Origin of the sequence: Streptomyces sp. RB17, from assembly GCF_009604455.1 — a bacterium.
In the GTDB taxonomy this organism is placed as follows: domain Bacteria; phylum Actinomycetota; class Actinomycetes; order Streptomycetales; family Streptomycetaceae; genus Streptomyces.
Map to the genome: position 1 here is coordinate 544,110 of NZ_WEGL01000004.1, position 12,898 is coordinate 557,007.

Below are 12,898 nucleotides of genomic sequence, written 5' to 3' on the forward strand. Positions count from 1 at the left end.
CTGGGGGAGGGGCCTGGGTGCCTGGAAGCAGCGGGAGGCCCGGGAGGGGCACCCCCTCTCCCGGGCCCGCCCCCTGGCGTTTCCCTACAGAACCGTTTATTCCTCACCGTGCGTGACATCCCCATGTCCCCGCACGTCACCGGCCTGATACCGTCCCGCCATCGGCGAACGAAGATTCCCCACCCGGTCCGCCAGACGCCAAAAAGGTTCCATCGCTGAGAGGTTGGAGCATGCCGGACGACGCCGCAGCAGCCCGCGCCGCCGCAGAAGAGGAGTCGGCCTTCTCGCATCCGCCGGTCGACCCCGATGTCACCTCCGCGTACGGCAGCCACCCCGACCAGGTGATCGACTTCTACGCCCCGCGGTCCACCACGGACTCCCTGGCCCCTCTGGTGGTGGTCCTGCACGGCGGCGCCTGGCGCGCCCGCTACGACCGCCGCCACATCACCCCCTTCGCGGACTACCTGGCCCGCCGGGGCTTCGCCGTGGCCAACGTCGAGTACCGGCGCGGCGGCGACGCCCTGATCCCCGGGCAGAACAAGGGTGACGGCGGTGAGGCCACCCCGCCGGCCGGCCGCTGGCCCGACACCTTCGACGACATCGCGGCCGCCCTGGACGCTCTGCCCGCTCTGGTCCGGCAGGCGGTCCCGCAGGCCGACCCCCGCCGTACGGTGCTGACGGGTCACTCGGCAGGCGGCCACCTGGCGCTGTGGGCGGCGGCCCGCCACGTCCTCCCGCCGGGCACCCCCTGGCGCACCGACGGCCCGCCCCCCCTGCGCGGTGTCGTGGCCCTGGCGCCGATCGCGGACTTCGAGGTGGCGGAGAAGCTGGACGTCTGCGGCAACGCGAGCCTGCAACTCCTCGGCGGTCACGGCACCTTCGCCGAGCGCCGCCCCTATGCCGACCCCGTCCTGCTCCTGCCGACGGGCATCGCGACGACGCTCGTCCAGGGCCGTTCGGACCTGGAGGTGCCGCAGGCGGTGGCCGAGTCGTACGCGGACGCGGCAGCGAAGGCCGGTGAAGTGGTGGGCCTGACGCTGCTGGAGGACGTCGGTCATTTCCCGCTCATCGACCCGGCGGCGGACGCGTGCGCGGTGGTGGCGGAGGAGATCGCTCAACTGGCCTGGTGACAGGGGGGTGTCCGGCACCGGCGGCCGTCACCTGTGAACGTCCGGGGCGGACCCGTGCGGGACGGCCCCGGTGATACCCGTAATACCTGAGAGCTACCCCGCAGAACGGTTCCCTGGCGGGACGCCGACGACACGCCCCGATCCATAACTTCCTTCTCGGACAAGCCCGATGGCCGGGCAATCTGAAAGGAAGCCCGCCCATGGGGCACACCCAGCACAGCACCCACCCACACCCACCGACGAACGCTGCTTCCCCTTCGACGGATCAGCACTCGCCGACGGCGGTGGGGCCCCAGGGGGGCCACGGGCACCGGCGGACGAACGTCGCTTCCCCTTCTACTGCCCCGCTGCCGCTGCCGCTGCCGCTGCCGGCCGTGGCGGTGGCGCCCCACGAGGGCCTCCCGCACCGGCCGATGAAAGCCGCTCCCTCTTCCACGCCCCCGCCGGCGGCGGTCGTGCCCCAGGGGCGCCACCCGCACCCGACGACGAAGACCGCTTCCCCTTCCACGGCCCCGCCGACGGCGATCGTGCCCCAGGGGAGCCATGGGCACGGGCCGGCGAAAGCCGCTTCCCCTTCCACGGCCCCGCAGCCGCCGGCGGCGATTGCACCGCACGGGGGCCACCTGTACCCGACGACGGAAGCGGCACGGGTGCTGCGGGTGGGAGCACGGACCCGGCCGAAGGCCGGGGCCCCGCCCACCGACCCGCCGCCGAACCCGGACGGCCCGCCAACCACCCGCCGCCCCCGCAAGGGCCTCCGCACGCTCCTCGCCACCCTCCTCACCGCAGCCATAGCCGCCCCCCTCTCCGGCGCCGCCCGCCCCCAGATCCCGGCCCCGGCCCCGGCCACCCTCCCCCCGATCACGGCGACGACCCTCCAGACGACCTACGCCGCCAACCGTGCCAACGCCACTCGTGCCGCCGACATGGCCGACGCGCACGGCGACACCCACCGCGCCGCCGCCGACCGCACCCTGGCCGCCCCGTCCCGCCATCTCCTCACCTTCGACGGCCGGGGCGCCGGCCAGGCCACGGAGGTGCTCGGCGACCTCGCCCACGCCGACCACATCGCCGTCCTGGTTCCCGGCTCGGACACCTCCCTGGACACCTACGCCCGCTTCCACAAGGCGGCCGCCGCCCTGTACACGGACCTCACGCACCGCGCGCCGCGAGGCACCCGCACCGCGGTCGTCGCCTGGCTCGGCTACGAGACCCCGGCGACGGTCAGCACCACGGTGACCACAACCACCCGCGCCAAGGAGGCCGCCCCCCACCTGCGCGCCTTCGTACGCGATCTGCGCGCCGCAGCGAAACCGCGGGCGCATCTCTCCCTCCTCTGCCACTCCTACGGCACCGTCGTCTGCGGCCGGGCCGCTCAAGGCCTGGAAGCCGACGACATCGTCCTGATCGGCAGCCCCGGCACCGGCGCGGACACCGCCACGGCCCTGCACACGCACGCCCGAATCTGGGCGGCCCGCGGCAGCGAGGACTGGATCGCGCGTGTGCCGCACGTCAGCGCCACCTTCTTCGGCACCACGGTCGGTTTCGGCACCGACCCGGTCTCTCACGCCTTCGGCGCCCGGATCTTCGACGCCGGTGACGCCAACCACAGCGGCTACTTCACCCCGGGCTCGGCCTCCCTCACCAACCTGGCCCGAATCACCCTCGCGGACCCCCCGGAGGCCCCCCATGCCTGATCCGACGCCAACCGCGCCCCACAACAACACACCGACCCCGGCCCCACCCATCACAGCTCCTCGAGCGGCCCGCCAGCCGCCGACGGCACCCCGCACCCGAAAGCGGCCCCGCGCCCTCCACCCCCGCCACCCCCTCCACTCCCTCCGCCACTCCGCCCGCCGCGTCGACACCCTCACCCCCGCCTCCCGTGACCGCGCCGTCGACGCCCTGCGCGCGATCGCGATCCTCGGCGTCGTCCTGGGCCACTGGCTGGTGACCGCACTGGTGGCCAAGGACGCCGGGCTGCACACCACGAGCCCGCTGCAGCACATGCCCTGGCTGGCCCCGATCTCCTGGCTGTTCCAGACCCTGGCCGTGTTCTTCCTGGTCGGCGGCCATGTGGCCACCCGAAGCCTCGCCACCGCCCGCGACAGAGGCGAGACCTACGATTCCTGGCTGCGCACCCGCCTGACCCGCCTGCTGCGCCCGGTGGCCGCACTCCTGTGCCTGTGGGCGGTGGCCGTCACGGCCCTCCTGCTGACCGGCACCCCGCTCGCCACCATCGAGACCCTGCTCAAGCTGGCCCTGTCACCGCTGTGGTTCCTGCTGGTCTTCGCCGCTCTGACGGCCGCCACCCCGCTCCTCACCCGCCTCAACCCGCTCTGGCCCCTGGCCGTCGTCCTGCACGTGGACCTGCTCCGCTTCGGCCTGCACACCGGCCCGTCCTGGCTCGGCTGGCTGAACCTCCCGGCGGGTTGGCTGGTCCCGTACACCCTGGGCGCGGCCTGGACCCGGGGCGAGCTGGACGGCCGCCGCGCGGCCCGGGTCCTGTTCCTCGGCGGTACGGCGGCCACGGCCGTCCTCGTCGGCTGCGCCGGTTACCCGGCGTCCATGGTCGGCGTCCCCGGCGCGAGGATCTCCAACCTCGACCCCCCGACCCTGGCGGCCGTCACCTTCGGCCTGGCCCAGTGCGGGCTCGCCCTCCTCCTCCGCGACCGCCTGCGCCGCGCGATGGCCCGCCCGCTGCTCTGGGCGGCGGTGGCCCTGGTCAACCTCTCCGCGATGACGATCTACCTGTGGCACCAGACGGCCATGATGGCCACGACGGCCACCGGTCTCCTGGCCGGCCGGCTGCCCGGCCTGCACACCTCACCCGACTCCCTGGGCTGGGTGACGTACCGCCTCGCCTGGCTCCCCGCCTTCGGCCTGGTCCTCGCCCTGTGCTGGACGACCTTCCGCCACCACGAACAGGGCCCCCGCCGCCCCCGAAACCGCAGGTCCCATGTGGTCCGCCGCCATCTGCCCCCAGCGAAGAAGCCACGCAATGCCTAGTGTTGACCTCGTGACGCCCGCGGCCGCCGACGGTGAGAACGCCCCCCAGGGGCCACCGGTACCCGACCACGCCCCCACGACCGTCGGCGCACCCTCCTCCAAGGCCGCCCGGCGCCGCCTGCGCGCCTGGCTCGGCGAGAACCCCGCGCCGAACTCACCGCCCTACTCCCGGCACCGCTGGGTCCGCCTCCTCACCTATCTCCTCGTCGGCTACCTGGCCCTGGGCGTCGCCCTCGGCGGCGGCGAGGAGCTGGCCAACAGCTACGGCCTCACCACGGCCGTGGCGTTCTTCAGCTCGTTCCTCCAGGCCGCCGCCGTCGTCCTCGCCCTGTGGCGGCCGGTGCCGGCCTGGGTCCTGTCCCTGACCGGCGCCGTCGCCACCGCGCTGCTCGCCCGCCGGCAGCTGACGACACCGACGCTCCGGCTGCCCGGCCCCGACTGGCCCTGGAGCACGCCCGTCCTGCTGGCCCACATGGCCGTACTCCTGCTCCTCGCCCTGCGCTGCCGGTTCCGTGCCACGGTCGCCGCGCTCGTCACGACCTCCCTGGCGACCGCAGTCGTGGAGGGCGGTATAGGAGCGCTGCGTTACTCCCCGACGGGCATCACCGCCGTCGGCCTGTTCGCGATCTCCACCGCCATCGGCGCCGCCCTGCGCAGCCGCGGCGAGGCCCGTACGGAACTGGTCCAGCAGACGACGATCACCGCCGAGGAACGGGCCCGGCGCACGCTCCTGGAGGAGCGCAGCCGTATAGCGCGCGAGCTGCACGACGTGGTCGCCCACCACATGTCGGTGATCTCGATCCAGGCCCAGGTGGCCCCGCACCTGGTGGAGAACCCCTCCGAGGAGCTGAAGGAGAACCTCGCCGGCATCCGCAGCAACGCCCTCGAGGCCCTGACCGAGTTGCGCCGGGTCCTCGGGGTGCTGCGGTCGGAGGGCCCGGACGACCCCGAGGCCGTCGAGGAGATCCACCGGCTGTCCGCCCCCGGTACCGGCCGGGCCCCCGATGCCCCGCAGCCGGATCTCGCCCGCCTGGACGCCCTGATCGAGAACACCAGGGCGGCCGGCCTGGACGTGGTGAAGGCGGTGGAGGGCGAGCCGCGCGGCTATCCGCCGGGCGTGGAGCTGTCGGCGTACCGGATCGTCCAGGAGGCCCTGAGCAACGTCCTGCGGCACGCCCCCGGCGCGAGGGTCACCGTGGATGTCCTCCACCACCCCCACGGGATATGCGTGGACATCACCAACTCCCGGCCCAGCCGTCCGGTGCCGCCGTCCCCGGGCAGCGGTCACGGTCTGCTCGGCATGCGGGAGCGGGCCGCGATGCTGGGCGGGCACGTCGTCGCGCGGCAGGAGCAGGGAGGCGGATTCCGGGTGACCGCGTTCCTCCCGCGTGACGGCACCCCGGTGTCGGCCGACCTCGCCCTGCCCGCCGTGCTCCGGCGGCAGCTGCCATCCGGCTCCACCCCTGATCCGTACCCGCCCGAGCCCCCGACAGGAGAACAGGACACATGACGAGCGGCGCCGGTCCCATCCGCGTACTCATCGCCGACGACCAGGAGATGGTCCGGCAGGGTTTCACCGTGCTGCTCAATGCCCAGCCCGGTATCGAGGTGGTCGGCCAGGCGGTGGACGGTCTGGACGCGATCGCGCAGACCGCCGAGCTGTCCCCGGACGTGGTGCTGATGGACATCCGGATGCCCGAACTCGGCGGCATCGACGCGACCCGCCGGATCACCGCCGAGCGTCCCGCCATCAAGGTGCTGGTACTGACCACGTTCGACCTGGACGAGTACGTGTACGACGCACTGCGGGCCGGCGCCTCCGGCTTTCTGCTCAAGGACGCCTCCGCGGACAAGCTGGCCGAGGCGGTCCGGGTCGTGGCCGCGGGCGACGCCCTGCTCGCGCCCGGTGTCACCCGCCGTCTCATCGCCCAGTTCTCCCGTTTGGACGCCGGCCCCCGGGCCCCGCTCAAGCAGCGCGTCGGCGAGCTCACCGAGCGGGAGACGGAGGTGCTGGCGCTGATCGCGCAGGGCCTGTCGAACGCGGAGATCGCCGAGCGGCTGGTCGTGGCCGAGCAGACCGTGAAGACGCACGTGGGCCGGATCCTGGTGAAGCTGGGCCTGCGCGACCGTACGCAGGCGGCGGTCTTCGCCTACGAGTCCGGGGTGGTCCGCCCCGGCGGCCAGTGAACCCCGTGCGCGGCCCGCAGCAGGTGTCCGAACCCCTCCGGGGGCGACCCGTAGTACCTGAGGGGGACCCGCGAGAACCCCTCTCCAAGGTGACGACCACGCCCCACCGTCCGCCTACCGTTGCGTACGTGACCCAGACGACGCACACGCAGACGACCCCGCCGGGCCCGGCCGGCCGGCCGCGCAGCCCGGAGTTCCGGCTGGCCGCGGACGCTTTGCGCGGGCTGCGGCGGGACCTGTTCCAGGACGCCTTCGCCTACGACCCGCTGCCCCGCAGGAGCGCCGACGGCGCGCTCACCCGCCGTCTGTCCGGCGCGGGCTGGCTGCCGCACGCGGTGGTGGTCGTACTGGGCATGGTGGCGATGTCCCTCGGCATGACGAGCGCCTTCGGCTCAGGACCGGTCCCCCTGCTGTGCGGGCTGCTGGCGCTGGCGCCGGTGCTGTTGACGCTGGCGCGTCCGGTGGGGGCGTTCTGGCTCTCGCTGGCCGCGAGCACGGTCGCCGCCGTGATCGGCCGGGGCGACTGGAGCGACTGGCCCTGGCTGCCGGGCAGTTTCCTGTCCCACCTGGTGGTGCTCACGGTTGTCGCGCTGCGCACCCGCCCGAGCACCGCGGCCTCGATGTGGGTGATGACCGCGGCCTACGGCTTCGTCACCGCAGGCCTCTTCGGCTGGCACCGCTATGACTCCAATGTCACCCCGATGCTGGTCCTGTCGGCCCTGATCCTGCTGGCCGTCTCGGTCCGGCACATCCGCCGCCAGGCCCAGCAGGAGGTGACCGCCCAGCAGACGGTCACCGAGCACGAGCGCTCCCGCCGCACCCTCCTGGAGGAGCGCACCACGATCGCCCGTGAGCTGCACGACGTGGTCGCCCACCACATGTCGGTGGTCGCCATCCAGGCGGAGGCCGCGCCCTACCGGGTGGAGAACCCGCCGGAGGAGCTGGAGAAGGCGTTCGCCACCATCCGGGAGAACGCGGTGGCGGCCCTGACCGAGCTGCGCCGGGTCCTCGGCGTCGTACGCGCGGAGGACTACGAGGCGCCGGACGCCCCCCAGCCGACCCTGGCCGACCTCGACGGGCTGCTCGCCAATGTGCGGGGGGCCGGCCTGACGGTGGACAAGGCGGTGACCGGTGCGGTGCGTGAACTGCCGCAGGGTGTGGAGCTGTCGGCGTACCGGATCGTGCAGGAGGCCCTCAGCAACACCTTGCGGCACGCGCCGGGAGCGAGCGCCCGCGTGGAGATCGGCTATGTGCTCGGCGGTCTGGGCCTGCGCATAGTCAACACCCCGCCGCCCGCGCCGCACCTGATAAAGCCTTCTCCCGGCGCGGGGCACGGCATCACGGGCATGCGGGAGCGTGTGTCGATGCTGAACGGCGAGATGGCAGCGGCCCCGACGGAGGACGGGGGCTATGAGGTGACGGTGTTCCTGCCGGTGCCGGCGGCCACCGCGAGCGAAGGGGACGCATGACCATCCGCGTACTGATCGCGGACGACCAGATGATGGTCCGCGAGGGCTTCTCCGTCCTGCTGAACGCGATGCCGGACATCGAGGTCGTCGGCGAGGCCGTCAACGGAAGGGAGGCGGTGGACCGGGTCCGTGAACTCGCCCCGGACGTGGTGCTGATGGACATCCGCATGCCGGAGCTGAACGGCATCGACGCCACCCGGGAGATCGTGGCGGCGGACGCGGCGGCGAAGGTGCTGGTCCTGACGACCTTCGACCTGGACGAGTATGTGTACCAGGCCCTGCGCGCGGGTGCCTCCGGCTTCCTCCTGAAGGACGCCTCGGCCCGCCAACTCGCCGACGGGGTAAGGGTGGTGGCCGCAGGCGAGGCCCTCCTCGCCCCCTCGGTCACCAAACGCCTGCTCACGGAGTTCTCCCGCCTCTCCGACCCCCCGCGTCTGATCCCCTCGGCCCAGGCGGCCTACGGCGAACTCACCGAACGCGAGACCGAGGTCCTGATCCTGATCGCCCAGGGCCTGTCCAACGCGGAGATCGCCGAGCGTCTGGTGGTGGCAGAGTCGACGATCAAGACCCATGTGAGTCGCATCCTGGTCAAGCTGGGCCTCAGGGACCGCACCCAGGCAGCGGTGTTCGCATATGAGGCACGACTGGTGACTCCGGGCTGACAGGGAGGCGATGGAGACGGCCGCGACATCGCCCGCGTGCTGCGGCAGCACCTCGCCGAGCCGGACGGCTGAACTCGCCGAGCCGGACGGCTGAAGGGGGGGACCCCTGGTCAGACGGCCGTCCGGCGGGTTAGCGTCCCCGCATGGCAGGCCCCACCGACCTTGGTTTCGATCCCTGGGACCCGGCGTTCCTCGCCGACCCCTACCCGGCCTACGCCGAGCTGCGCGCACGCGGCCGGGTGATCCGGTACGAGCCGACCGACCAGTGGCTGGTGCCGCACCACGCGGATGTCTCGGCGCTGCTCCGGGACCGCCGGCTGGGGCGGACGTATCAGCACCGGTTCTCGCACGAGGAGTTCGGGCGGACCCCGCCCGCGCCGGAGCACGAGCCGTTCCACACCCTCAACGACCACGGCATGCTCGATCTGGAGCCGCCGGACCACACCCGGATCCGGCGCCTGGTGTCGAAGGCGTTCACGCCGCGCACGGTGGACCGGCTGAAGCCGTATGTGCAGCACCTGGCGGGCGACCTGGTGGCGGCGCTCGTCCACCACGGCGGCGGCGACCTGCTGACCGACGTGGCCGAACCGTTGCCGGTCGCGGTGATCGCCGAGATGCTGGGCATCCCCGAGGCGGACCGCGCCCCGCTCCGCCCCTGGTCGGCGGCCATCTGTGGGATGTACGAGCTGAACCCGTCGGAAGACACCGCGGCGCAGGCGGTCCAGGCCTCGGTGGAGTTCTCGGAGTATCTGCGGTTGCTGATCGCGGCCCGCCGCAAGGAGCCGGGCGAGGACCTCATCTCCGGCCTGATCGCCGCCCACGACGAGGACGACGACCGGCTGACCGAGCAGGAGATGATCTCCACGGCGGTCCTGCTGCTCAACGCCGGCCACGAGGCCACGGTCAACGCCACGGTGAACGGCTGGTGGGCGCTGTTCCGCAATCCCGGCCAGCTGGCCGCCCTGCGCGCCGACCACTCCCTGATCCCGTCCGCGATCGAGGAGCTGATGCGCTACGACACCCCGCTCCAGCTCTTCGAACGCTGGGTGCTGGACGACATCGAGATCGACGGCACGGTGATCCCGAGGGGCTCGGAGATCGCCATGCTCTTCGGTTCCGCCAATCACGACCCGGCCGTGTTCACCGACCCCGACCGCCTGGACCTGACCCGCACCGACAACCCGCACATCTCCTTCAGCGCGGGCATCCACTACTGCATCGGTGCGCCCCTGGCCCGCATCGAGCTCGCGGCCTCCATGACGGCCCTCCTCCAGCAGGCCCCCACGCTGACCCTGGCGGCGGAGCCGACGAGGAAGCCGAACTTCGTCATCCGGGGACTGGAGGGGCTGAGCGTCGAGGTGGAGTGATCATCCGTTCTGCTCGAGCAGTACGGACGACCGAGCCTCAGCCGGCCAGATCACGGCGCCGCAGGCCCGCCAGCCCGCCGGTCACCAGCACCACGGCCAGGCCCAGCAGGACCAGTACCGGCCCCCACTCCATCGCGCCACCCGGCAACTTCGGCAGATGCCCGAACGGGGACAGGTCCAGCACCGTGCGGGGCACGTTCAGCGCGGGCCCGATCCAGCCGATCAGCAACACCGCACCGGCGACACCCCACGCCGCCACCGCGCCCCGCGGCAGCACGCCGAACAGCAGGACCGCGACCCCGCCGATCACCCACACCGCGGCGACCTGGAGCAGACACGCCCCCAGCACCGGGCCGATCTGCCGGCCGTAGCCGACGGCGAAGCCCAGGCCGGCCAGCAGCATCAGCAGGGCCGAGCCGCCGAAGGCGATGACCAGGTGGCCGGCGGCCCAGCGCAGCCGGCCCACGGCCGCGGCCAGCACCGGCTCGGCCCTGCCGGAGGTCTCCTCACCGCTCAGCCGCAGCACGGAGGAGACCACATAGAGCGCGGCGACCAGACCGAGCATGCCGACCATCGCGGCGAGGAACGCGTCCGTCAGACCCGACTGGCCGCCCATCCGCTGGAAGATCTCCCGAGCCTTGGCGTTGTCGCCGACGAGCTTGGCCGCGCCGTCCGTCAGCCCGCCGTAGACGACTCCGGCGAGGAAGAAGCCGATCGACCAGCCGAGCACGCTGCCGCGCTGCAACCGCCAGGCCAGCGCGCCCGCCGTGCCGAGGCGGCCGGCCGCCGGTCCCGGCCGGGTCGGCAGGAAGCTCATGCCGATGTCCCGTCGCCCGGCCAACTCGTAGGCGACCACCGCCTGGAGGGCCACGGCGGCGGCGAACAGCAGCAGCACCCACCAGCGTTCGGCCGCGAAGGCGCGCAGGTTCTCCAGCCAGCCCAGCGGGGAGAGCCAGGTCAGCACCGACGAGCCGTCGTCCGACGCCGAGTCGCCCGCCGCGCGCAGCACGAACGCCGCGCCCAGCACGGCCGCCGTCAGTCCCCGGGCCAGCCGGGCGCTCTCCGTCAGCTGGGCGACGATCGCCGCCATCGTGGCGAAGACCATGCCGACGCCCGCCACCCCGAGCCCGAAGGCCAGGGCGCCCGGGGCGCCCTGGCCGGCCAGGCCCGCCACGACCAGGACGCACAGGGCCGCGTTCGCGACGGCCGCCGCGAGCAGCGCCGCCGTGAGCGGGGCGCGGCGCCCCACCATCCCGGAGGACACCATCTCCTGCCGCCCGCTCTCCTCCTCGTCGCGGGTGTGCCGTACGACGACGAGCAGGCTCGTCACGGCGGCGAGGGCGCCCGCGTACACCCCGATCCGCCATGCCGTCAGCGCACCGAGCGAGTCGTCGAAGACGGGGCCGACCATGGCGCGCAGGGAGGTGTTGGTCGCCATCTGGTGCATGAGGTCGGCGCGGGCGGCCGGGGTGCCGTACAGGCCTTTCAGCGTCTTCGGCATGGAGAGGACCATCAGCGCGTTCACCGCGACCCAGACCGGGATCAGCACGCGGTCGCGGCGCAGGGCGAACCTCAGCAGGGTTCCGGTGCCGGCGAGTTGGGAGTTCATGCGGGCACCTCGTCCTCGTAGTGCCGCAGGAACAGCTCCTCCAGCGTCGGCGGCGTCGAGGTCAGCGAGCGCACCCCGGAGGCGGTCAACGAGCGCAGCACGGCGTCGAGTTGTCCGGTGTCCACCTGGAGCCGGACCCGGTGGCCCTGCACGTCGAGGTCGTGCACGCCCGGCAGGTGGGCCAGCCCGTTGGGCGGACCGGCGAGTTCGGCGCTCACGCTGGTGCGGGTCAGATGCCGAAGTTCGGCCAGCGACCCGCTCTCCACCGTGCGCCCCTTGCGGATGATGCTGACCCGGTCGCAGAGTTCCTCGACCTCGCTCAGGATGTGCGACGACAGCAGGACCGTACGGCCGCGCTCCCGCTCCTCCTCCACACAGCGCTGGAAGACCTCCTCCATCAGCGGGTCCAGGCCCGAGGTCGGCTCGTCCAGGATCAGCAGGTCCACGTCCGAGGCGAAGGCGGCGACCAGGGCGACCTTCTGCCGGTTGCCCTTGGAGTAGGTGCGGCCCTTCTTGGTCGGGTCCAGCTCGAACCGTTCGATCAGCTCGGCGCGCCGCCGCCGGTCCAGTCCGCCGCGCAGGCGGCCGTAGAGGTCGATGACCTCGCCGCCGGAGAGGTTGCGCCACAAGGTCACGTCGCCGGGCACGTAGGCGATCCTGCGGTGCACCTCCACCGCGTCCCGCCACGGGTCGTGGCCCAGCACCTGCGCGGCGCCCGCGTCGGCGCGCAGCAGGCCGAGCAGCACCCGGATCGTGGTCGACTTGCCGGCGCCGTTCGGGCCGAGGAAGCCGTGCACCTCGCCGGCCTCGACGTCCAGGTCGAGGCCGTCCAGCGCGTGGGTACGGCCGAAGGACTTGTGGAGCCCGGAGACCGTGATTGCCTTCGTCATGGTTCCGAACGTACGCTTCTTTCAGAAATTTGTGAAGTTAAGGAAGCGCATGAACCCCGGATAGGGTGAGAGACATGACGGAGTCGAGGACAGGAACGCCGGAGCGGGACCCGGAGTCGGTCTCGCGGTTCGTGGAACACTTCGCGGCACAGCTGGTCGAGGCGGGTGTACCGCGCATGCCGGCCCGGGTCTTCGCCGCGCTGCTCGCCTCCGACGACGGCATCCTGACCTCCGCCGAGCTGGGCGACCAGCTCAAGATCAGCCCCGCCGCCGTCTCCGGCGCGGTCCGCTACCTCGCCCAGGTCCACCTGGTCTCCCGCGAACGCGAGCCGGGCTCACGCCGGGAGCGGTACCGGGTGCACAGCGACCAGTGGTACGAGGCGCTCACCAACCGCGAGGCGATCATCAAGCGCTGGGAGGACGCCCTGCGGGAAGGCGTGTCGAGCCTCGGAGCCGACACCCCCGCGGGACGCCGGCTCGCCGAGACGCTGGACTTCTTCGAGTTCGTGGAGAGGGACGTGGCGGAGATGATGGAACGCTGGCGGGTGTACCGGGAGCGGAAGTACGGGCGCTGA

At 72.8% G+C, this 12,898-nt stretch carries 11 protein-coding genes; 9 read left to right on the forward strand and 2 right to left on the reverse strand.

Annotated features, from left to right (window positions below):
- Positions 1–230 precede the first annotated feature (230 nt).
- The 8 genes from SRB17_RS20370 to SRB17_RS20405 all read left to right on the forward strand — a co-directional run bounded on the left by SRB17_RS20370 (position 231) and on the right by SRB17_RS20405 (position 9,824).
- Positions 231–1,130, forward strand: a complete 900-nt coding sequence (locus SRB17_RS20370; RefSeq protein WP_153540644.1) for an alpha/beta hydrolase — start codon at positions 231–233, stop codon at positions 1,128–1,130.
- Positions 1,131–1,789: 659 nt separating this feature from the next.
- Positions 1,790–2,827 (forward strand): alpha/beta hydrolase, encoded by a 1,038-nt coding sequence (locus tag SRB17_RS20375; protein ID WP_416237070.1) that lies wholly within the window; start codon positions 1,790–1,792, stop codon positions 2,825–2,827.
- A complete protein-coding gene (locus tag SRB17_RS20380) occupies positions 2,820–4,139 on the forward strand; it encodes an acyltransferase family protein (RefSeq protein ID WP_153540646.1) in 1,320 nt (439 codons plus the stop codon). Before SRB17_RS20375 ends, SRB17_RS20380 begins: the two co-directional genes overlap by 8 nt.
- Positions 4,132–5,649: a histidine kinase gene (locus SRB17_RS20385; protein WP_153540647.1), complete on the forward strand. Its 1,518-nt coding sequence runs from the start codon at positions 4,132–4,134 to the stop codon at positions 5,647–5,649. The genes SRB17_RS20380 and SRB17_RS20385 overlap by 8 nt, the downstream gene beginning before the upstream one ends.
- Positions 5,646–6,326, forward strand: coding sequence for a response regulator (locus SRB17_RS20390; protein WP_153540649.1), 681 nt, complete (start codon positions 5,646–5,648; stop codon positions 6,324–6,326). The genes SRB17_RS20385 and SRB17_RS20390 overlap by 4 nt, the downstream gene beginning before the upstream one ends.
- A gap of 128 nt (positions 6,327–6,454) precedes the next feature.
- Positions 6,455–7,795: a sensor histidine kinase gene (locus SRB17_RS20395; protein ID WP_323375989.1), complete on the forward strand. Its 1,341-nt coding sequence runs from the start codon at positions 6,455–6,457 to the stop codon at positions 7,793–7,795.
- On the forward strand, positions 7,792–8,457 hold the full coding sequence (locus tag SRB17_RS20400; protein WP_153540651.1) for a response regulator: 666 nt from the start codon (positions 7,792–7,794) through the stop codon (positions 8,455–8,457). Before SRB17_RS20395 ends, SRB17_RS20400 begins: the two co-directional genes overlap by 4 nt.
- A gap of 143 nt (positions 8,458–8,600) precedes the next feature.
- Entirely contained in the window at positions 8,601–9,824 is a 1,224-nt protein-coding gene (locus tag SRB17_RS20405; RefSeq protein ID WP_153540653.1) for a cytochrome P450, read from the forward strand.
- 37 nt (positions 9,825–9,861) lie between these two features.
- Here SRB17_RS20405 and SRB17_RS20410 read toward each other — a convergent pair whose 3' ends face one another.
- Both SRB17_RS20410 and SRB17_RS20415 read right to left on the reverse strand, forming a co-directional pair.
- Positions 9,862–11,433: an ABC transporter permease gene (locus SRB17_RS20410; protein ID WP_153540655.1), complete on the reverse strand. Its 1,572-nt coding sequence runs from the start codon at positions 11,431–11,433 to the stop codon at positions 9,862–9,864.
- A complete protein-coding gene (locus SRB17_RS20415) occupies positions 11,430–12,323 on the reverse strand; it encodes an ABC transporter ATP-binding protein (protein ID WP_153540657.1) in 894 nt (297 codons plus the stop codon). Before SRB17_RS20415 ends, SRB17_RS20410 begins: the two co-directional genes overlap by 4 nt.
- 74 nt (positions 12,324–12,397) lie before the next feature.
- Here SRB17_RS20415 and SRB17_RS20420 point away from each other — a divergent pair, with 74 nt between their 5' ends.
- Positions 12,398–12,898 (forward strand): GbsR/MarR family transcriptional regulator, encoded by a 501-nt coding sequence (locus SRB17_RS20420; RefSeq protein ID WP_153540659.1) that lies wholly within the window; start codon positions 12,398–12,400, stop codon positions 12,896–12,898.

What these genes read in the sequence shown, in the direction of transcription:
- SRB17_RS20410 (WP_153540655.1), bottom strand. Translation starts at nt 11,433, where the DNA reads ATGAACTCCCAACTCGCCGGCACCGGAACCCTGCTGAGGTTCGCCCTG.
- SRB17_RS20385 (WP_153540647.1), top strand. Translation starts at nt 4,132, where the DNA reads ATGCCTAGTGTTGACCTCGTGACGCCCGCGGCCGCCGACGGTGAGAAC.
- SRB17_RS20390 (WP_153540649.1), top strand. Translation starts at nt 5,646, where the DNA reads ATGACGAGCGGCGCCGGTCCCATCCGCGTACTCATCGCCGACGACCAG.
- SRB17_RS20370 (WP_153540644.1), top strand. Translation starts at nt 231, where the DNA reads ATGCCGGACGACGCCGCAGCAGCCCGCGCCGCCGCAGAAGAGGAGTCG.
- SRB17_RS20420 (WP_153540659.1), top strand. Translation starts at nt 12,398, where the DNA reads ATGACGGAGTCGAGGACAGGAACGCCGGAGCGGGACCCGGAGTCGGTC.
- SRB17_RS20405 (WP_153540653.1), top strand. Translation starts at nt 8,601, where the DNA reads ATGGCAGGCCCCACCGACCTTGGTTTCGATCCCTGGGACCCGGCGTTC.
- SRB17_RS20380 (WP_153540646.1), top strand. Translation starts at nt 2,820, where the DNA reads ATGCCTGATCCGACGCCAACCGCGCCCCACAACAACACACCGACCCCG.
- SRB17_RS20415 (WP_153540657.1), bottom strand. Translation starts at nt 12,323, where the DNA reads ATGACGAAGGCAATCACGGTCTCCGGGCTCCACAAGTCCTTCGGCCGT.
- SRB17_RS20400 (WP_153540651.1), top strand. Translation starts at nt 7,792, where the DNA reads ATGACCATCCGCGTACTGATCGCGGACGACCAGATGATGGTCCGCGAG.